Annotated in this window: 21 protein-coding genes, 2 rRNA genes and 2 other annotated features (1 of these 25 running past the window's edge); all 23 genes read left to right on the top strand. The window is 47.2% G+C overall.

What is annotated here, in order from left to right; all coding sequences use genetic code 11:
- Positions 1-189 (top strand): 23S ribosomal RNA (locus tag GLV97_RS18245); the annotation flags it as partial.
- Positions 190-390: 201 nt separating this feature from the next.
- Positions 391-504, top strand: a 5S ribosomal RNA gene (rrf, locus tag GLV97_RS18240).
- A 75-nt stretch (positions 505-579) separates the two neighbouring features.
- Positions 580-1,269, top strand: coding sequence for an MgtC/SapB family protein (locus GLV97_RS18235; RefSeq protein WP_160839862.1), 690 nt, complete (start codon positions 580-582; stop codon positions 1,267-1,269).
- Positions 1,270-1,433: 164 nt separating this feature from the next.
- Positions 1,434-1,898: a CtsR family transcriptional regulator gene (locus GLV97_RS18230; RefSeq protein ID WP_160839861.1), complete on the top strand. Its 465-nt coding sequence runs from the start codon at positions 1,434-1,436 to the stop codon at positions 1,896-1,898.
- 18 nt (positions 1,899-1,916) lie between these two features.
- The gene (locus GLV97_RS18225; protein ID WP_160890271.1) at positions 1,917-2,465 is read left to right on the top strand and encodes a UvrB/UvrC motif-containing protein; all 549 of its coding nucleotides are present in this window, start codon (positions 1,917-1,919) and stop codon (positions 2,463-2,465) included.
- Positions 2,465-3,535 carry a protein arginine kinase gene (locus GLV97_RS18220; protein ID WP_160839859.1) on the top strand — a complete coding sequence of 357 codons (1,071 nt, stop codon included), beginning with the start codon at positions 2,465-2,467 and terminating at the stop codon, positions 3,533-3,535. Before GLV97_RS18225 ends, GLV97_RS18220 begins: the two co-directional genes overlap by 1 nt.
- Before the next feature lie 18 nt (positions 3,536-3,553).
- Complete coding sequence (clpC, locus tag GLV97_RS18215) at positions 3,554-6,016, top strand: ATP-dependent protease ATP-binding subunit ClpC (protein ID WP_160839858.1); 2,463 nt, start codon at positions 3,554-3,556, stop codon at positions 6,014-6,016.
- Between the two features lie 153 nt (positions 6,017-6,169).
- Positions 6,170-7,549, top strand: a complete 1,380-nt coding sequence (gene radA / locus GLV97_RS18210) for a DNA repair protein RadA (RefSeq protein WP_160839857.1) — start codon at positions 6,170-6,172, stop codon at positions 7,547-7,549.
- Positions 7,550-8,623, top strand: a complete 1,074-nt coding sequence (gene disA / locus GLV97_RS18205) for a DNA integrity scanning diadenylate cyclase DisA (protein ID WP_160839856.1) — start codon at positions 7,550-7,552, stop codon at positions 8,621-8,623. It begins immediately after the preceding gene.
- A 153-nt stretch (positions 8,624-8,776) separates the two neighbouring features.
- Entirely contained in the window at positions 8,777-9,877 is a 1,101-nt protein-coding gene (locus GLV97_RS18200; protein ID WP_160839855.1) for a PIN/TRAM domain-containing protein, read from the top strand.
- Positions 9,878-9,921: 44 nt separating this feature from the next.
- Positions 9,922-11,169 (top strand): bifunctional 2-C-methyl-D-erythritol 4-phosphate cytidylyltransferase/2-C-methyl-D-erythritol 2,4-cyclodiphosphate synthase, encoded by a 1,248-nt coding sequence (locus tag GLV97_RS18195; protein WP_306462713.1) that lies wholly within the window; start codon positions 9,922-9,924, stop codon positions 11,167-11,169.
- A gap of 57 nt (positions 11,170-11,226) precedes the next feature.
- Entirely contained in the window at positions 11,227-12,696 is a 1,470-nt protein-coding gene (gene gltX, locus GLV97_RS18190) for a glutamate--tRNA ligase (RefSeq protein ID WP_160839853.1), read from the top strand.
- 44 nt (positions 12,697-12,740) lie between these two features.
- Positions 12,741-12,959, top strand: a binding site (T-box leader).
- 57 nt (positions 12,960-13,016) lie between these two features.
- Entirely contained in the window at positions 13,017-13,676 is a 660-nt protein-coding gene (cysE, locus tag GLV97_RS18185; RefSeq protein WP_160839852.1) for a serine O-acetyltransferase, read from the top strand.
- Positions 13,666-15,066, top strand: coding sequence for a cysteine--tRNA ligase (gene cysS, locus GLV97_RS18180; protein WP_160839851.1), 1,401 nt, complete (start codon positions 13,666-13,668; stop codon positions 15,064-15,066). Before cysE ends, cysS begins: the two co-directional genes overlap by 11 nt.
- 4 nt (positions 15,067-15,070) lie before the next feature.
- Positions 15,071-15,484, top strand: coding sequence for a Mini-ribonuclease 3 (locus tag GLV97_RS18175; protein WP_160890270.1), 414 nt, complete (start codon positions 15,071-15,073; stop codon positions 15,482-15,484).
- Positions 15,481-16,227, top strand: coding sequence for a 23S rRNA (guanosine(2251)-2'-O)-methyltransferase RlmB (gene rlmB, locus GLV97_RS18170; protein ID WP_160839849.1), 747 nt, complete (start codon positions 15,481-15,483; stop codon positions 16,225-16,227). Before GLV97_RS18175 ends, rlmB begins: the two co-directional genes overlap by 4 nt.
- Before the next feature lie 3 nt (positions 16,228-16,230).
- Positions 16,231-16,740, top strand: a complete 510-nt coding sequence (locus GLV97_RS18165) for an NYN domain-containing protein (RefSeq protein ID WP_160839848.1) — start codon at positions 16,231-16,233, stop codon at positions 16,738-16,740.
- Between the two features lie 81 nt (positions 16,741-16,821).
- Positions 16,822-17,478 carry an RNA polymerase sporulation sigma factor SigH gene (gene sigH / locus GLV97_RS18160; protein WP_160839847.1) on the top strand — a complete coding sequence of 219 codons (657 nt, stop codon included), beginning with the start codon at positions 16,822-16,824 and terminating at the stop codon, positions 17,476-17,478.
- Between the two features lie 78 nt (positions 17,479-17,556).
- Positions 17,557-17,706, top strand: coding sequence for a 50S ribosomal protein L33 (rpmG, locus tag GLV97_RS18155; RefSeq protein WP_160839846.1), 150 nt, complete (start codon positions 17,557-17,559; stop codon positions 17,704-17,706).
- 39 nt (positions 17,707-17,745) lie between these two features.
- Positions 17,746-17,922 (top strand): preprotein translocase subunit SecE, encoded by a 177-nt coding sequence (gene secE / locus GLV97_RS18150; RefSeq protein ID WP_027953438.1) that lies wholly within the window; start codon positions 17,746-17,748, stop codon positions 17,920-17,922.
- Between the two features lie 128 nt (positions 17,923-18,050).
- Positions 18,051-18,587, top strand: a complete 537-nt coding sequence (gene nusG, locus GLV97_RS18145) for a transcription termination/antitermination protein NusG (protein ID WP_160839845.1) — start codon at positions 18,051-18,053, stop codon at positions 18,585-18,587.
- A 151-nt stretch (positions 18,588-18,738) separates the two neighbouring features.
- A complete protein-coding gene (rplK, locus tag GLV97_RS18140) occupies positions 18,739-19,164 on the top strand; it encodes a 50S ribosomal protein L11 (protein WP_027953436.1) in 426 nt (141 codons plus the stop codon).
- Positions 19,165-19,279: 115 nt separating this feature from the next.
- Positions 19,280-19,975 carry a 50S ribosomal protein L1 gene (gene rplA, locus GLV97_RS18135; RefSeq protein WP_027953435.1) on the top strand — a complete coding sequence of 232 codons (696 nt, stop codon included), beginning with the start codon at positions 19,280-19,282 and terminating at the stop codon, positions 19,973-19,975.
- Between the two features lie 51 nt (positions 19,976-20,026).
- Positions 20,027-20,060 (top strand) — a sequence feature (ribosomal protein L10 leader region) (it continues 115 nt past the right edge of the window).

Here is a 20,060-nt window from a genome sequence, read left to right as displayed (position 1 = left end):
TCGCTGGGTAGCTACGTGTGGTCGGGATAAGTGCTGAAAGCATCTAAGCATGAAGCCCCCCTTGAGATGAGATTTCCCTCTGCTTCGAGCAGATAAGATCCCTCAGAGACGATGAGGTTGATAGGTCCGAGGTGGAAGCGTGGTGACACGTGGAGCTGACGGATACTAATGGATCGATGACTTATCTATGTAAAGAAGGCGAAAGCGACTGGTCAAATCCGACTGGCTAAGCAAACATTCGTAAAGGCTGTGTTTTTTCAGTCTTGAAGAAGGTGTGCTTAGAACAGCGAGGATTTAGGAGTTGCAGCCGGACTGAACTTCGTGAATGATGTTTGATCAATAAATGTTTCCTTATCCAGTTTTGAGGGTTCACCTCAAACTTTATATCGATGTGGTGGTGAAGGCGAAGAGGTCACACCTGTTCCCATGCCGAACACAGCAGTTAAGCTCTTCAGCGCCGATGGTAGTCGGGTTTACCCCCGTGAGAGTAGGACGCTGCCACGTCAACCAGAAAACCAGAAGTAAATACTTCTGGTTTTTTTCTATTAAGAATAGATTGCTTAGTAAAGGAGGTCAGTTATGAGTTGGTCTTATTTTTTTCATGAGGATATCCTCATGTTTATCTTCCGCTTGTTTTTTGCATTACTCCTGGCTGGACTTATCGGGTTTGAGAGGGAATTGAAAAATCATTCCGCTGGATTTCGGACGCATATCCTTGTAGGGGTCGGGGCCTGTATGATGATGCTCCTTTCCTTATATGGATTTCAAACATTCATGGAGGAGTATGACAATGTCCGTTTTGATCCTGCCCGTATTCCTTCCTATGTGATCAGTGGTATCGGTTTTCTGGGCGCAGGTACAATCATCGTCAATGGTATAACCATCCGCGGACTGACAACCGCAGCTTCTATATGGACGGTTGCAGGTATTGGTCTCGTTGTTGGTGCAGGGATGTATGATGTTGCGACAGTAACGACCTTTTTTGTGCTGATCAGTCTGATTCTGTTGAATAAAGTGGAAAAGGAAAAATTAAATGGCGGTCCCACGTTTCATATTACAATAAAAAAAGATCTGCAGATTCACCAGCTGCTCTCTTTATTTGACCAGGAGAGTCTGGATATCCGAAGCATGGATGTAAAATCTCTTGACGGAGAGCAGAAGAGAGTGATCATTCAGCTTGAAAAACAGCCGGGCCTCAACCGGTCAAGACTGTTGGCTGAGATTACGTCTATTAAAGGAGTGGAAGGCTGCGGACATGATTATCCATGAAATCTACACAGAGATCTGTGTAGATTTTTTGTTTTAATTCAAGTTCAATCGGGGAAACATAGATGGTGTGTATTAAACAAACAAGATAGTTGCGTACTGATAAAAATTGAGTATAATAAAATTAAAGTCAAAGATAGTCAAAGTCAGAAGAAGGGGGAGGGACGATGCGGAATATATCCGACGTTATTGAGGATTATTTAAAAGATATACTTGATCAAAGTCATAAGCAGACCATTGAAATTAAGCGTAGTGAACTGGCTGAAAGGTTTCAGTGTGTTCCATCTCAAATCAATTATGTGATTAAGACACGTTTTACAGTGGAAAAGGGTTATATCGTTGAAAGTAAGCGTGGAGGTGGAGGGTATATCCGCATCAGCCGGATCCAGCATCGCAAGGATTCTGAAATGATCGAAGATGTGATGCACCTCATTCATCCGCGGGTCTCTCAATCTCAGGCGGAAGACGTCCTTGCACGCCTTGTCGAGTTTGATGTGATTACGTTGAGAGAAGGAAAGCTGCTCCAGAGTGTTATTGACCGTGACGTTCTGGCGTTCCCTCTGCCCGTCCGGGATGAAATTCGGTCGCGGATTATGAAAGCGATGTTGTTTACCCTTAAATACAAATGCTGACTGAAGGGAGAGATTCAGATGGAATGCCAGGAATGTCATCAGCGCCCGGCAACGGTGCACCTGACGCAGGTGGTAAACGGTAAAAAAACCGAAATTCACGTCTGTGAGCAGTGTGCAAAGGACAATGGCTATATGAATTATGGTGAAGAAAACTTTTCGCTGAACGATCTGCTTTCCGGGCTTTTTCATTCTGAGGGCCCTTCTCCATTTAAGGGGCAGAGTCCTCAAACACATCCGAAAAAAGAGTCATTAAAATGTCCCAGCTGCGGACTTACTTATAATGAATTTGCGAGAATCGGCAAGTTCGGCTGTGCGGTCTGTTATGAAACCTTCGATGACCGGCTCAACCCGATATTAAGACGGGTACACAGCGGAAACACCCGTCATGATGGGAAAATACCGAAGAGAGAAGGCGGAAACCTTCATCTGAAAAAAGAAATTGAAGAATATAAAAATAATCTTCGACAATTAATCGAGCAGGAAGAATTTGAAGAAGCAGCGAAATGTAGAGATAAGATACGTTCATTAGAGAACGAACTTCATCAGGATGAGGGTGGTGAAGAGTAATGTCCCTGAAACAGTTTATTAATGAAGCAATCAGCCCTTGGATGAAACAGGAGGGCCCGGACAGTGATATTGTGATGAGCAGCCGTATCCGCCTTGCCCGGAATTTTGCAGACCACCCCTTTCCCATCATTGCAAGAGAGGAAACCTTAAGTAAGGTTCTGGCTTATTTCGAAGAAAACTTTCAGCAGACGTCTTTCCGGGATTACAAGGATTTTGAACTGGTCCGGATGCGGGATCTTCAACCTGTTGAGAAAAGAGTGCTTGTAGAAAAGCACTTAATCAGCCCTCACCTGGCTGAGCACTCCGAAAACTCAGCCACACTGATTTCTCAAAATGAACAGGTTTCCATCATGGTTAATGAAGAAGACCATGTACGCATACAATTATATTTCCCGGGTTTTCAGCTCGATAAAGCACTGGAACAGGCCAGCCAGCTGGATGATTGGCTTGAGGAAAAAGTGGATTATGCCTTCGATGAGAAACGCGGATATCTTACGGCTTGTCCTACAAACGTAGGAACAGGAATGCGGGCTTCCGTCATGATGCACCTTCCTGCTTTGTCCATGACCCAGCAGATCAACCGGATGATTCCGGCGATTAACCAGCTGGGCCTCGTGGTAAGAGGGATTTATGGAGAAGGCAGTGAAGCACTGGGCAGTATTTTTCAAATATCCAACCAGATTACTCTTGGGAAATCAGAGGAAGACATCGTGGAGGATCTCCATAGTGTCGTAAAACAGTTGATTGACCAGGAGAGGAAAGCTAGGGAAACGTTAATGCACCGCTCCAGTGTCCGCCTGGAGGACCGGATTTTCCGATCCTACGGGGTGCTGACCAACAGCCGCATTATTGAATCGAAAGAGGCGGCGAAATGCTTATCTGATCTCCGGCTTGGTATTGACCTTGGTCTCATTGACCATATTCCGAGAACGATTCTGAATGAACTGGTGATTTTGACACAGCCGGGGTTTCTACAGCAGTACGCTGAAACGACGTTATCCCCAGATGAGAGGGATGTAAGGAGAGCTTCGCTCATCCGTGAGAGGCTCCAGCTTGAGCATAAAGAATAATGTTAGGAGGGAATGTCCATGATGTTTGGGCGATTTACAGAAAGAGCGCAGAAAGTACTTGCTTTAGCGCAGGAAGAAGCCGTCCGTTTAGGACACAACAATATTGGAACAGAACATATTCTGCTTGGACTAGTCAGTGAAGGAGAAGGCATTGCAGCCAAAGCTTTAACGGCTTTAGGTCTGGAGTCCTCTAAAATCCAGCAGGAAGTCGAGAAGTTGATCGGCAAGGGAGAGAAAGTCTCCCAGACGATTCACTATACACCGCGTGCGAAAAAGGTGATCGAGCTTTCCATGGATGAAGCGCGCAAGCTTGGTCATTCCTACGTCGGAACCGAACACATTCTTCTCGGTTTGATCCGCGAAGGAGAGGGAGTAGCGGCGCGAGTATTAAACAACCTTGGTGTGAGCTTGAATAAAGCCCGTCAGCAGGTTCTTCAACTTCTTGGGAACAATGAGTCCACAGGAGGGCAGAACCGCAGAGGAGGCGGCTCAGGAGCTCAGGCGGCGAATGCGAATACGCCGACCCTTGACTCGCTTGCCCGCGACTTAACGGCGATTGCGAAGGAAGGAAACATTGATCCCGTGATCGGCCGCAGTAAGGAAATTGAACGCGTTATTCAAGTGTTGAGCCGCCGTACGAAGAACAATCCGGTTCTTGTAGGTGAACCGGGTGTTGGTAAAACAGCCATTGCTGAAGGCCTTGCTCAGCAGATCATGAATAACGAAGTACCTGAAATTCTTCGTGAAAAACGCGTGATGACCCTTGATATGGGAACGGTTGTCGCTGGTACGAAATACCGCGGTGAATTTGAGGACCGTCTGAAAAAAGTCATGGAGGAAATCCGACAGGCCGGCAACATCATCCTATTCATTGATGAGCTTCATACGCTGATCGGCGCCGGTGGGGCCGAAGGTGCCATTGACGCTTCCAATATCCTTAAGCCGTCACTTGCCCGTGGTGAGCTTCAGTGTATTGGTGCGACAACCCTCGATGAATACCGTAAGTATATTGAAAAAGACGCAGCTCTCGAGCGGCGCTTCCAGCCAATACAGGTGGATGAGCCGACGCTTGACGAGTCCGTACAGATCCTTCAGGGACTGCGTGACCGCTATGAAGCGCATCACCGTGTGACGATTACAGATGAATCCATTGATTCTGCCGTCCGTTTTTCCGACCGTTATATCACTGACCGCTTCCTTCCGGATAAAGCGATCGATTTGATTGATGAAGCAGCATCCAAAGTGAGACTGCGTTCCTACACAGCTCCACCGAACTTAAAAGAGCTGGAACAGAAGCTTGAAGAGGTTCGCAAGGAGAAAGATGCCGCTGTACAGAGCCAGGAATTCGAGAAGGCCGCTTCCCTTCGCGACAGCGAGCAGCGTCTTCGTGACGAACTGGAACAGACGAAAGACGAGTGGAAGGAAAAGCAGGGACAGGAAGACTCTGAAGTCACTGTTGAGGATATCGCCTCCGTCGTTTCTGTCTGGACCGGCGTTCCTGTTTCCAAGATGACCAAAGATGAAAGTGAGCGGCTGTTGAACCTTGAAGAAACGCTTCATAACCGTGTCATTGGTCAGGAAGAAGCGGTGAAAGCTATTTCCAAGGCGATCCGCCGTGCCCGTGCCGGTCTGAAAGATCCGAAGCGTCCAATTGGTTCCTTCATCTTCCTTGGACCTACAGGTGTAGGTAAAACCGAACTGGCCCGTGCCCTTGCAGAAAGCATGTTCGGCGAGGAAGATGCTATGATCCGTATCGACATGTCCGAGTACATGGAGAAACACAGCACGTCCCGTCTCGTTGGTTCTCCTCCAGGCTATGTCGGCTACGATGAAGGCGGCCAGCTGACTGAGAAAGTGCGTAACAAGCCTTACTCCGTCGTTCTTCTGGATGAAATTGAAAAGGCACACCCGGAAGTCTTTAACATCCTTCTGCAGGTTCTGGAAGATGGTCGTTTGACAGATTCCAAGGGCCGCGTCGTCGATTTCCGTAACACGGTGCTGATTATGACATCCAACGTTGGGGCCCAGGAGCTTAAGCAGAATAAATATGTTGGATTCTCTATGGGAGAAGCCGATCAGGATTACAAGGACATGAAGTCCAAAGTTACGGATGCCTTGAAGAAAGCCTTCCGTCCTGAATTCCTGAACCGGATCGATGAAACGATCGTCTTCCATTCCCTTGAGAAGAAGCACATGAAGGACATCGTTGTTCTTATGGCGGAAGAGCTCCGCAAACGCCTGTTGGAGCAGGAAATCGACTTCACGCTTACAGATGCAGCGATCACCCATATCGCAGATTCCGGCTTCGATCCGGAGTACGGGGCAAGACCACTGCGCCGTTCCATCCAGAAAAACGTCGAGGATCTGTTGTCCGAAGAGCTTCTTAAAGAAAACATTGCCAAAGGGCAGAAAGTGAAAATTGATCTGGATGACGAAAAGAACTTCGTTGTTCATACGCAGCAGGAGTCTTCAACAAGCTGACTGCATGAGTAAAGAATCGGAAGGTGTCTGCCTTCCGATTTTTTTCTTATTCCGGTATGATTTGAATCACAACATTTAATAAAAATGATAAGACTGTGAAACTTCCTCACAATCTTTTTCGTATACAATCATAGGAATAGAAGAGGTGATCTCTTGGCAAAAAGAAAGACAAAGTTTGTCTGCCAGGAATGTGGATATGAAACACCAAAGTGGATGGGGAAATGCCCGGCGTGTCATCAGTGGAACACGCTTGTGGAGGAAATGTCGGCTCCAGCTGCCAATTCCCGTCACGTATTCCAGACAAGTTCCACTACGGCAGCAGCAAAACCTGAAAAGATAACACAGATCAAATCACAGAAAGAGCCGCGGATGCCGACAGATATGCCTGAACTTAACCGTGTACTCGGCGGCGGTATTGTTGCGGGGTCCTTAGTTTTAATCGGGGGAGACCCGGGTATCGGTAAGTCAACATTACTCCTTCAGGTTTCCGCACAAATCGCTGATAAAGATTTTCCAGTCCTCTACATATCAGGGGAAGAATCGGCCCGGCAGACGAAACTGAGAGCGGAACGTTTGAGCATCACGTCTGATGAACTCTACGTATTGTCCGAAACGAACCTTCAAGACGTCATGAATCAGATAGAACAGATTGATCCGAAATTCGTTGTCATTGACTCCATTCAGACGATATTCAAAGAGGATGTCACGTCTGCACCCGGGAGCGTTTCCCAAGTGAGAGAATGTACGAGTCAATTGATGAGAATTGCTAAAAGTAAAGGTATCCCGATTTTTATTGTGGGGCATGTTACTAAAGAAGGATCGATCGCAGGGCCTCGTCTTCTCGAGCATATGGTGGATGCCGTCCTTTACTTTGAAGGGGAGCAGCATAACACCTTCCGTATTCTGAGAAGTGTAAAAAACCGCTTCGGAAGCACCCATGAAATGGGGATCTTCGAGATGAAGGAAAAGGGTCTTGAAGAAGTGCTGAATCCTTCGGAGATCTTTCTTGAGGAGCGGTCACAGGGAGCGGCTGGTTCGATTGTTGTGGCCTCCATGGAAGGGACGCGCCCGGTGCTCGTTGAGATTCAGGCCCTCATTTCTCCCACGGCTTATGGGAACCCAAGGCGTATGGCCACGGGTCTTGATAACAGCAGGGTCCCGCTGCTGATGGCGGTTCTAGAGAAACGGGCCGGTCTTCTGCTTCAGAATCAGGATGCCTACGTCAAAGTGGCCGGCGGTGTGAAGCTGGATGAACCAGCCATTGACCTTGCTGTGGCGATCAGCATTGCTTCAAGCTTCCGCAACCAGTCTCCCAACGGAGATGATGTAGTCGTCGGGGAAGTCGGGTTGACTGGTGAAATCCGTCGTGTAGCAAGGATTGAGCAGCGCGTTCAGGAAGCAGCGAAACTTGGATTCAAACGGGTCATCATTCCTAAAAAGAATATGGATGGCTGGACGCCGCCCACCCAGATTGAAGTGATTGGAGTCAGCACCGTCCAGGAAGCTATGAAGGTCACATTGGGGGAGACATAAATGGAATGGCACGAAATCAAGGAAAACGGAATTGGTGACATTTTGAAACTGGTGGCCCCGGGGACACCACTCAGGGACGGCATTGATAATGTCCTCCGTGCAAACACGGGAGGCTTAATCGTCCTTGGGTATGGAGATGGAATGCGGGAACTCGTGGATGGGGGATTTCACATCCAGTCCGATTTCACTCCTGCTCATTTATATGAGCTGGCTAAAATGGATGGGGCGCTCATCCTTAATGATGAGGCGTCGAAAATTTTATACGCCAATGCCCAGTTGATGCCGGATCCTGACATTCTATCCAATGAAACAGGTATGCGTCACCGGACAGCTGAGCGGGTGGCCAAGCAGACAGGGTCGCTTGTCATTGCTATTTCCCAGCGGAGGAATGTCATTACACTGTACAAAGGCTCGCTCCGGTATTCATTGAAGGATATCGGCGTCATCCTGACAAAAGCCAATCAGGCTATTCAGACACTGGAAAAATATAAAAACGTGCTCGATCAAAGCGTGACTAATCTTGGAGCAATGGAATTTGAGAACATGGTTTCCTTTTCCGAGGTCGTTCAGGTGGTCCACCGGATTGAAATGGTTCTACGTACAAAAACGGAAATATTAAATTATGTGAATGAGCTCGGAATTGAAGGGCGCCTGATTCAGCTCCAGCTCACAGAACTTGTCTCCAACATAGAGGAAGAGGCGGAGCTTCTTATGAAGGATTACAGCCGCCGGCCGGATTACGAACCATACTACATTTTGAAAAAGATGCAGGAAGTGACCAATCCGGAACTGCTCTCTGATGAACAGGTGCTGAAACTGCTGGGGTATTCAACGGGGACGAAACTTTCCGACCCGGTCCACCCACGCGGCTATCGTATTCTCAGCCGTATTCCGCGCCTTCCATTTTTAATTATCGAACATCTGGTGGAGCGGTTCAGCACACTCGACGATTTGATCCAGGCTTCTCCGAAAGATCTCGTGAAAGTGGATGGTGTAGGAGAAATACGGGCAGCGAAGATCAGAGACGGTCTCGACCGCATACAGGAACAACTGTTTGTAGATCGTCATATATAAGAACATTGACTTATTTAAAATAAATATGGTATGATGAATGTTTTGCTCATTGACTAAAAATGGAAGTTATGCTAAGTTTAAGACCATCATTCCTTTTTATATGATTAATGGTTGTGAGGTTTGGTCATACTGTGTTTGAGGAGGTGAATGCAAGTGCTTAAACGTATTGTACAGTTGTTTATTGTTATTACCGGCGGAACCATCGGTTACCTCTATTTCCCTGAACTGTTTACAACCATGGGGCTTACGTGGCAGACCTGGATTCAAGCTGTCATGGGAGCTGTAATAGGAGCACTTATTTTATTTTTATTAACATTCTGGATCGTAGATTATATTGTGGATTTCATTCGATGGGTGGAGGATTCTCTTGTCCGGGCACCTGTCGCTGATTTACTGTTCGGAAGTTTAGGTTTAATCGTTGGACTGCTGATTGCGTACTTGATTAACGTGTTTGTCCAGGATATTCAAATCCAGGTCATCAACCAGGTCGTGCCGATCGCTTTGACTGTGCTGCTTGGGTACCTCGGTTTCCAGGTCGGATTTAAGCGTAAAGATGAATTTTTGAATCTCGTTTCCAAAAAGGAGAAAAAAGCGGAGGACGAAACGGAAGGCTCTTCGGGAGCGTCCGTGGATGAGTCCTTGATTCCAAAGCAGAAAATTCTTGATACCAGCGTCATCATTGATGGAAGAATCGCAGATATTTGTGAGACGCACTTCTTGGAAGGGACGATTGTCATCCCCCAGTTTGTACTGGAAGAGCTTCAGCATATTGCTGATTCCTCCGACGGGCTGAAGAGAAACCGCGGCCGCAGAGGCCTGGATATTTTAAACCGCCTGCAGAAAGATCTTCCTGTCAATGTCGAGATCTACGAAGGCGATTTTGAGGATATCCAGGAAGTAGACAGTAAGCTTGTGAAACTGGCAAAAGTCACCGACGGGATCGTCGTAACCAACGACTTTAACTTGAATAAAGTCTGTGAGTTTCAAAATGTTCAGGTGCTGAATATTAATGATCTTGCCAATGCTGTGAAGCCTGTCGTACTACCGGGTGAAGAGATGACGATCCAGGTAATCAAAGATGGGAAAGAACAGAATCAGGGTGTCGCTTATCTGGATGACGGGACCATGATCGTCGTTGAGGAAGGGAAAGACTTCATCGGCAAGACGATCGAAGTGGTGGTCACCAGTGTCCTGCAGACATCAGCAGGGCGCATGATTTTCGCAAAGCCTAAATCACTTGAAAAAGCCCTTTAAAAACGGTATAAACTAAATAGAGAAAAACAAAAGTGATAACACGTATGTTATCGCTTTTGTTCTTTTATGGGGAATTTCACAACACTATCTCGCTCAAGGTGGATATTATGATAAAATACACAGCGATTGTGCTTGCGGCCGGACAGGGAAAGCGGATGGGTGCAGGGCACAATAAACAATTTATAAACATTAATGATAAACCTCTGGTTCTTCATACATTAGCTGTCTTTGAAAGAGATACCTGGTGTGAGGAGATCATTCTCGTTACGAATGAACAGGAGCGGGAGCAGATGGAAGCTCTGCTGGAGCGTTTTCCATCGTCCACACCCATCAGGGCTGTGGATGGGGGAGCGGAGCGTCAGGACAGTGTGTACGAAGGACTTTCCGCTGTGCGCCATCAAACCTTTCCTGTGCTGATTCATGACGGAGCACGTCCATTTGTTATGGAGGAAAGCCTTCATACATTGGCAGAAACGGCTGTAGATAAAGGGGCCGCCCTGCTGGCCGTCCCAGTCACGGATACGATTAAACAGAAAGAGGGCACAAGGCTGACAACTCTCGACCGTAACAAACTATGGGCCGCACAGACGCCGCAGGCTTTTCAATATGATCTGATTACCAGAGCGCATGAAGAGGCGCGGGAACGTGGATACTACGGTACAGATGATGCGTCATTAGTGGAACAGTCCGGAAAAGAAGTAGCGGTTGTTCAAGGAAGTTACGACAATATTAAGCTGACAACTCCTGAGGATTTACATAAGGCGGAGGCCTATTTGAATAATCAAAAGGAAAAGGAGACACACGCCATGTTTCGAATTGGACAAGGTTTTGATGTACACCAGCTGACAGAAGGGCGTCCGTGTATCATCGGGGGAATCGAGATTCCGTATGAAAAAGGGCTTCTCGGACACTCCGATGCTGATGTTCTGCTTCATACGATTGCGGATGCTTGTCTTGGAGCTGTCGGGGAAGGGGATATCGGGAAACATTTTCCGGATACCGACCCGGAGTTTAAGGATGCAGACTCCGGCCGTCTTCTTCAGCATGTATGGAAAATCGTCGGGGAAAAAGGGTACACGCTTGGAAATATGGACTGTACGGTCATTGCGCAGGCTCCTAAAATGGCCCCTTATATCGAACAAATCAGAGAAAACATTGCTGATCTGCTCCAGACAGAGATCGATCTTATCAATGTGAAAGCGACAACGACAGAGAAGCTCGGCTTTGCCGGCCGAAAAGAAGGAATTGCGGCCCAGGCGGTTGTTCTGTTGCAAAAGAATCCACAATCCTGAGGGAAAATGATAAAATAAGTCTAGGATTATGACCGGTTACCGGAAAGGAGAACAATTATGACAAACGAAGTACGTGTGCGGTATGCACCAAGTCCAACAGGATATCTTCATATCGGAAATGCCAGAACAGCATTGTTCAATTACCTGTTTGCAAAGAACGCAGGAGGGAAAATGGTTGTCCGCATCGAGGATACCGATGAAAAACGGAATGTGAAAGGCGGCGAACAAAGCCAGCTCGACTATTTGAAATGGCTCGGGATTGAATGGGATGAGAGTCCGAATCTGGGCGGAGAGTACGGCCCCTACCGTCAGATGGAGCGTCTGGACATTTACAAAAAGTATGTCGACGAGCTGATGGAGCGCGGTCTGGCTTACAAATGCTATATGACAGCCGAAGAACTGGAAGCGGAACGCGAGGCGCAGATGGCGCGCGGAGAAGCTCCTAAGTATTCCGGAGCGCACAGAAACCTGACACAGGAACAAGTCGCTGAATTTGAAGCAGAAGGACGCGAACCGAGTATCCGTCTGCGTGTGCCGGAGAACCATACGTACACGTTCAATGATATTGTACGGGGTGATATTACGTTTGAATCCAGTGATTTTGGAGACTGGGTCATCGTTAAGAAAAACGGGACTCCAACGTACAATTTTGCTGTAGCCATTGATGATTACCTTATGAAAATCACCCACGTGCTGCGTGGAGAAGAGCACATTTCCAACACACCGAAGCAGATGATGGTTTATGAAGCATTCGGATGGGAAGCTCCGAAATTTGGTCACATGACGCTGATCCTGAACGAAGACCGTAAAAAACTGAGTAAGCGTGATGAGCATATTCTTCAGTTCATTTCCCAATACAATGATCTTGGCTACAAGCCGGAAGCGCTGTTCAACTTCATCACCCTGCTTGGCTGGTCCCCGGTCGGTGAAGAGGAAATCTTTACGCAGGAGCAGCTGATCGATATTTTCGATGCCGATCGTCTCTCCACGTCCCCGGCTGTCTTTGATGCGGCGAAGCTGAAATGGATGAACAACCAGTATATTAAAGCCGCAGACCTTGATCAGGTCGTCGAGCTTGCTCTTCCTCATCTTGTGAAAGCCGGACGCGTATCGGAAGACATGAGTGAAGCAGACCATCAATGGGTGAAGGAACTTATCGGCCTTTACCAGGAGCAGTTGAACTACGGAGCAGAAATCGTCGAGTTGACGGAGCTTTTCTTCAAACAGGAAATTCAGTACGATGAAGCGGCTATGGAAGTGCTTCAGGGCGAGCAGGTGCCTGAGGTGCTTGAAACATTCAAGAAGAACCTTCAGGATCTGGAAGAGTTCACGCCGGCCAACATTAAAGCTCAAGTTAAAGCGGTGCAGAAAGAAACCGGCCATAAAGGGAAGAAACTCTTCATGCCGATCCGTGTCGCTACAACCGGTCAGACACACGGTCCTGAGCTTCCTGACGCGATTCATCTGCTTGGACTTGAAACGGTTACCGTCCGCCTGGATGATGTATTAAGCAAATTACAAGCTTAATTCGTTCACAGGAAGGAAATAATATCATATAGTAGAGTTACCTATACGAAACGTTGATGAGGAGAAGTAAAGGAACCACCTCTTCTGCAGAGAGAATCACCCTGGGCTGGAAGTGATTTGTAGAGAGTTCCTTGAAATGCACCTCGGAGTCTTCCGCTGAATATGAGTAGGCTGAAGCGGCCGCCTGCCGTTATCAAGGCTTGAGAGGGGAAAGGATTTCATGTTTCCCAAACAGAGTGGAACCACGTTCAAGCGTCTCTGTGCCTAAGGCACAGGGGCGCTTTTTTTCTGCTTTGTGTTATCCAAAGGAGGGAGCAAGTATGGGGCTTTTTAAAATGTTCAAGGAAGATGTGGATGTCGTGTTTGATCAGGATCCTGCTGCTCGTTCTTACATTGAAGTCATTCTTACCTATTCCGGCCTCCACGCCATCTGGGGCCACCGGGTGGCCCATGCGTTTCACAAGAGGAAATTCTTTTTTCCTGCCCGTTTGATATCCCAGTGGAGCCGCTTCTTAACCGGAATCGAAATCCATCCGGGCGCAAAGATCGGCCGCCGCTTTTTTATCGACCACGGCATGGGTGTAGTCATCGGGGAAACGTGCGAAATCGGCGATAATGTGACGATTTTCCAAGGTGTGACTCTCGGAGGGACAGGGAAGGAAAAAGGCAAGCGCCACCCGACGCTGCTCGATAATTCCCTCGTTGCTACAGGAGCGAAAGTTCTTGGATCCATCACTATAGGAGAAAATTCCAAGGTAGGGGCCGGCTCTGTCGTACTGAAGGACGTCCCGGACAATTCCACAGTCGTCGGGATCCCGGGGCATGTCGTGATCCAGAACGGCAGGAAAGTCCAGAAAAACCTTGACCACCATAAACTGCCGGACCCTGTTTATGACCGGCTGAACAATCTCGAAAAAGAAATACAGCAGCTGCGTGAACAGCTGAAAGAGAAAGAAGGAGTGAAGACCAATGGCGATTAACGTATATAACACTTTAACGCGAAGGAAAGAACCATTTACACCCATTGAAGAAGGCAAGGTAAAGATGTATGTGTGTGGACCGACCGTTTACAATTACATCCACATCGGAAATGCCCGCCCGGCCATCGTCTTCGATACCGTCCGCCGTTATTTTGAATACCGCGGCTATGATGTCCACTATGTGCTTAACTTTACAGATGTGGATGACAAATTGATTAAAGCGGCTAACGAAATGGGAGAAGGCGTGACAGATATCGCCAACCGGTTTATTGATGCCTACAAGGAGGATGTCGGTGCTCTTGGAGTGAAAGAAGCGGTCGATCATCCCCGCGTAACAGAAAACATGGAAGAAATCATCAGCTTCATTCAAGGACTCGTTGATAAAGGATACGCTTATGAAGCAGGCGGAGATGTGTATTTCCGTACCCGCTCCTTTGACAATTACGGCAAACTTTCTCATCAGTCCGTGGATGAGCTTCGTTCCGGCTCCCGCATTGAGGTTGGAGATAAAAAAGAAGATCCGCTCGATTTCACACTTTGGAAAAATGCAAAGCCGGGGGAAATCACCTGGGAAAGCCCCTGGGGAACCGGTCGTCCGGGCTGGCATATAGAATGCTCGGCTATGGCTAAAAAGTATCTCGGGGATACGATTGATATTCATGCGGGCGGCCAGGACCTTACCTTCCCCCACCATGAGAACGAGATTGCACAGTCTGAGGCCCATAATGGAGAATCCTTTGCTCGTTACTGGATGCATAATGGGTATATTAATATCGACAACGAAAAAATGTCGAAATCCCTCGGAAACTTTATTCTTGCTCATGATCTTGTGAAAAAGCATGATCCGAAAGTTATCCGCTTCTTCATGCTGAGTGTCCAGTACCGTCATCCGATCAATTTCAGTGATGAGTTGTTGAAAGGGGCCAAGAGCAGTTTCGAGCGGATTCAGAACGCTTATGAAAATGTCCGCCACCGCAAAGATACGTCTATGAGCCTGCAGGCAGACCGTGATGAGTGGCTGGAGAAGGTACAGGGATTCAAGGAACAGTTCATTAAGGAAATGGACGATGATTTTAATACGGCGAATGCGATTTCTGTCATTTTCGATCTCACCAAGGCCGCCAACCTTTACTTACAGGAAAGTCAGACACATGTCGATGTGCTTGATGCATTTGAACAGACGCTGGCAGAACTGATGGGTGTACTTGGTATTCAAATTGGAGAAGAAACAGATCTTCTTGATGAAGAAATCGATGCATTGATTGAAGAGCGTAAACAAGCTAGGAAAGACCGTAACTTTGAGCGTGCCGATCAGATCCGTGATGAGCTGAAAGACCGTCATATTATCCTGGAGGATACATCACAGGGAACGCGCTGGAAGCGGGGCTGAAGGCATGAAGGATATTAAACAGATGAAGAGTCTGGCTCTCGCCTATATGGGGGATTCCGTGTATGAACTCTATGTCAGGCACCACCTCTTGGAAAAAGGAGAAGTAAAACCACAGCAGCTTCATCAGGCAGCGGTCCAGTTCGTATCAGCTGGATCGCAGGCCGCTGTTGTCCAAGCCTGGCAGGAGGATGGCCTATTAACGGAGGAGGAACAGGGTGTCCTCCGACGGGGGCGCAACGCCAAATCCGGGTCTGTACCGAAAAGCACGAATGTCCAGACTTATCGTTACTCCACAGCATTTGAAGCCGTGCTCGGCTTTTTGTATTTATCCGGTCGTACCGAAAGACTGGAAACTCTGATTGACTATTCCATAAAGCACGTAGAAAAGCACGTAGAAGAAAGGAGCGAACATTCATGACAAACGGAGAATGGATCATAGGGAAAAACCCGGTGCAGGAAGCGCTGCGGTCCGGACGCTCCATCAACAAGGTGATGGTATCCGATCAGCTCCAGTACCAGGCTTTCAAAAAGTTGGAGCAGCTGGCTAAAGAACAGGGAGTCAACGTTCAGAAGGTACCGAAGAAAAAAATTGACCAGCTCGTGGACGGCAGCCACCAGGGTGTAGCAGCTTCCGTTGCGGCTTATGACTATGCCGACATTGAAGACCTGTTTGCCAAAGCGGAGGAAAAAGGAGAGGCACCGTTTTTCATTATCTGTGATGAAATTGAAGATCCCCATAATCTTGGGTCCATCCTGCGTACAGCAGATGCAGCCGGGGCTCATGGCGTCATCATTCCCAAACGCCGGTCCGTTGCTCTTACGGCCACTGTGGCAAAAACGTCGACAGGAGCGATCGAATACATCCCGGTTGCACGTGTCACCAACCTGGCACGTACGATTGATGAACTGAAGGAACGGTTCGTCTGGGTTGTCGGCACAGATGCAGAGGGTACAGAGGATTACAGACAGCTGGACGGCAGCATGCCGATTGCCCTTGTGATTGGAAGTGAAGGCCGTGGTATGAGCCGCCTGACAAAAGACAAATGCGACTGGACCGTCAGCCTGCCGATGGCTGGTAAAGTAACTTCGTTGAATGCTTCCGTTGCGGCATCTCTGCTTATGTACGAAGTCCATCGCAAACGGCATCCGCTGGGTGAGTGACGGATGGTTGTATTAATTGTTGACGGCTACAACATGATCGGAGCCTGGCCGGAACTGGTGAAATTAAGGGATAAGGATCTCGGCCAGGCCCGGGATCTGTTAATCGAAATGATGGCGGAGTATCAATCCTACACCGGTGACAGGATCATTATCGTATTCGACGCCTATCATGTCCGTGGTCTTGAAAAAAAACATAAAAATTACAAAGTGGAAGTCATCTTTACAAAAGAAAATGAAACGGCGGATGAACGTATCGAAAAATTAGCAGGTGACTTAAACGATGTCCGCACACAGGTGTATGTGGCGACATCGGATTATGCCGAGCAGCGTACGATCTTCGGCCAGGGAGCTTTCCGGAAATCGGCCCGCGAGCTTTATATTGAAGTGCGGAATATAGAAAACCAGATTGAAAAAGACGTAGAAAACCATAACTTGTACCCGTATCAATCCAAGATTCCCATCAATAAAGAAATGCGGGAACTCTTTGAGAAATGGCGGCGAGGAGATAAATAATTCTGACAACTTGTTGACGCTTTTCAAGCGCTTACTGTATAATATTGCTATATTTAGGTAGCACGGTCGGAGGGATCCTGTGTGAGCATCTTACAAACGGAGAAAAGCAGCAGTGAGTTGGATCTTAGCAAGCTTGATGATGAAGCGATCGTTGAGAGGATTAATCAAGGACAGGTCCAGGCGCTTGACTATTTGATCAATAAGTACAAGAATTTTGTGCGCGCAAAGGCTCGAACCTACTTTCTTATTGGAGCCGACAGAGAAGATATTGTTCAGGAAGGTATGATAGGCCTTTACAAAGCCATCCGCGATTATCGTGAAGGCAGACTCTCGTCTTTTAAAGCATTCGCAGAACTGTGTGTCACCCGTCAGATTATCACCGCCATTAAAACCGCCACCAGACAGAAGCATATCCCATTAAACTCCTACGTTTCTTTGGACAAGCCGATATATGATGAAGAATCAGACAGAACCCTGCTTGATGTCATCGCCGGTTCCAAAGCCATTGACCCTCAGGAATTAATTGTGAATAAAGAAAAATTCGCTGATATGGAAGAGAAAATGTCCGAACTGCTGAGCGACCTTGAAAGAAAGGTTCTTACATTGTACCTGGATGGACGCTCCTATCAGGAAATTTCAATAGAGCTCGACAGACACGTGAAGTCTATTGATAATGCGCTGCAGCGGGTGAAGAGGAAGCTTGAAAAGTACCTGGAGATCAGTGAAATCACGCTCTGAACGCTGCATTGACACCGTAACCTTTGAATGCTACATTAAATGAGTATGTGTAAACCTCTTAAAAGAGAGGCGACGGAAATGCGGAAAAAAGTAATATTAGCTTGTACAGAATGTCTCAATCGAAATTATAGTTCATATACAAATCGTTCCAACCAATCTGAACGTCTCGAGGTACGTAAGTTCTGCAAAAACTGTGGGAAACACACGTTGCACCGGGAGACAAAGTAGAGAAGCAGCCGGATGGCGCAAGTTTGGGGGTATTGCAGCATGTTTAAGTTCTTCAAGAATGTAGCACGGGAGATGAAGAAGGTCAGCTGGCCGAAGGGTCAGGAATTGACGCGTTACACCATTACCGTTCTCGGAACGGTCGCTTTCGTAGCTGTGTTCTTTGCTATTGTTGATCTTGGGATTTCCCAGGTGCTTGAACTCATTGCTCAAGAATAGTAGAGTGGATTTTATGCTATAATAGGAGATAGACTTACAAAAAACCCGTTCCGCGGGTTTTTTCATGTTGGAGAATTTTTCATCACTCTAATACAAGGGAGGGAAGGGCAAGCACTTGTCCTGTGATTATGGAAAAAAGATGGTATGTAGTGCACACGTACTCAGGTTATGAGAATAAGGTGAAGACAAACCTTGAAAAGCGCGTGGAGTCAATGGGTATGGAAGATAAAATCTTCCGTGTTCTTGTCCCGGAAGACGAGGAAGCTGAAATTAAAAACGGCAAAAAGAAAATCGCGAAGAAGAAGGTCTTCCCAGGCTATGTTCTTGCGGAAATGGTTATGACGGATGATTCCTGGTATGTCGTTCGGAACACACCGGGTGTAACCGGATTCGTCGGCTCCACAGGCTCAGGATCCAAGCCGATTCCTCTACTCCCAGAGGAAGTAGAAACCGTCCTTAAGCGGATGGGTATGAACGAACAGCCGAAGGCAGAGGTTGACTTTGAGGTGAAGGAAAGTGTTACAGTAACAGATGGGCCTTTTGCCAACTTCACCGGTACGATCGAATACATTGACACAGATAAGCAGAAGGTTAAAGTCCACGTCAATATGTTCGGACGTGAAACGCCGGTCGAGTTGGACTTCACTCAAATCGAAAAATTATAAAATTCATCTCTCCCCTTGCATATTAGAGTTAAAGATGCTAGAATTTTTATGTTCTATATGCGCCCTGTAAAATACAGGTTTTTGCATATCGCAATGGAGTGGGAGGGTGAATCCCTATTACCACATCACGGACTTTAAGGAGGTGTGTCTCGTGGCTAAAAAAGTAATTAACGTAGTTAAGCTTCAAATCCCTGCGGGTAAAGCTAACCCAGCGCCGCCAGTAGGACCGGCACTAGGTCAAGCAGGTATCAATATCATGGGTTTCTGTAAAGAGTTTAACGCTCGTACGCAGGAACAGGCGGGTACGATTATTCCGGTTGAAATTACCGTATATGAGGACCGCTCATTTACATTCGTTACTAAAACTCCACCTGCTGCTGTTCTTCTTAAGAAAGCGGCTGGTATTGAATCAGGTTCCGGTGAGCCGAACCGTAACAAAGTTGCTTCTGTTAAACGTGACCAAGTTCGCGAAATCGCAGAAACGAAAATGCCTGATTTAAATGCGGCTGACGTTGAAGCTGCTATGCGCATGGTTGAAGGTACAGCGCGCAGCATGGGAATCACAATCGAAGACTAATCCCACAGCGTCACATGGAGATAGGAGAAGGTTGCGGAAATGGAGCTTGTGACTCTTTCGCAACCTTTATTCGTGGGAGGAAAATCCGTTAAAACCACAAGAGGAGGAAATTAAAATGGCTAAAAAAACGAAAAAGCAGCAAGAACTTCAAAAACTTGTTGACCGTACAAAAGCTTACGATGTGCAGGAAGCGATCAAGCTTGTAAAAGAAACTTCAAAAGCTAACTTTGATGAAACTGTTGAAGCAGCTTTCCGTCTGGGTGTAGACCCTAAAAAAGCGGATCAGCAGATCCGTGGCGCGATGGTGCTTCCACACGGTACAGGTAAATCCCAGCGTGTGCTTGTTTTCGCTAAAGGTGATAAAGCGAAGGAAGCTGAAGCTGCTGGTGCAGACTACGTAGGAGAGCAGGACTTGATTAACCAAATCAACCAAGGCTGGTTCGATTTTGATGTTGTTGTTGCAACACCAGACATGATGGCTGAAGTTGGTAAACTTGGTCGTGTACTTGGACCAAAAGGTCTTATGCCAAACCCTAAAACCGGTACGGTAACGTTCGAAGTTGAAAAAGCTGTGAACGAAATCAAAGCTGGTAAAGTAGAGTACCGCGTTGATAAAGCAGCAAACATTCACGTTCCAATCGGTAAGTCTTCTTTCGATGAAGAAAAACTGGCTGAAAACTTCGCTGCCATTACAGATGCATTGGTTAAAGCGAAGCCACAGGCTGCTAAGGGAACTTATATGCGTAACGCTGCTGTTTCATCTACGATGGGGCCTGGAATCAAAGTAGACGTTTCTGCTTACACGAAGTAATAAAAAGTGTTGACTTTCCGTTATTAGTGTTTTATACTAAATAGCGTTGTATAAAAAGAATACGTTATACCGTAGACAGCAGGGG

This window comes from Halobacillus litoralis (assembly GCF_009856355.1).
Taxonomy (GTDB): Bacteria; Bacillota; Bacilli; order Bacillales; family Halobacillaceae; genus Halobacillus; species Halobacillus litoralis_B.
The sequence above is the reverse complement of the archived record's forward strand: the minus strand, read 5'-3'. Positions and strand labels throughout refer to the sequence as shown.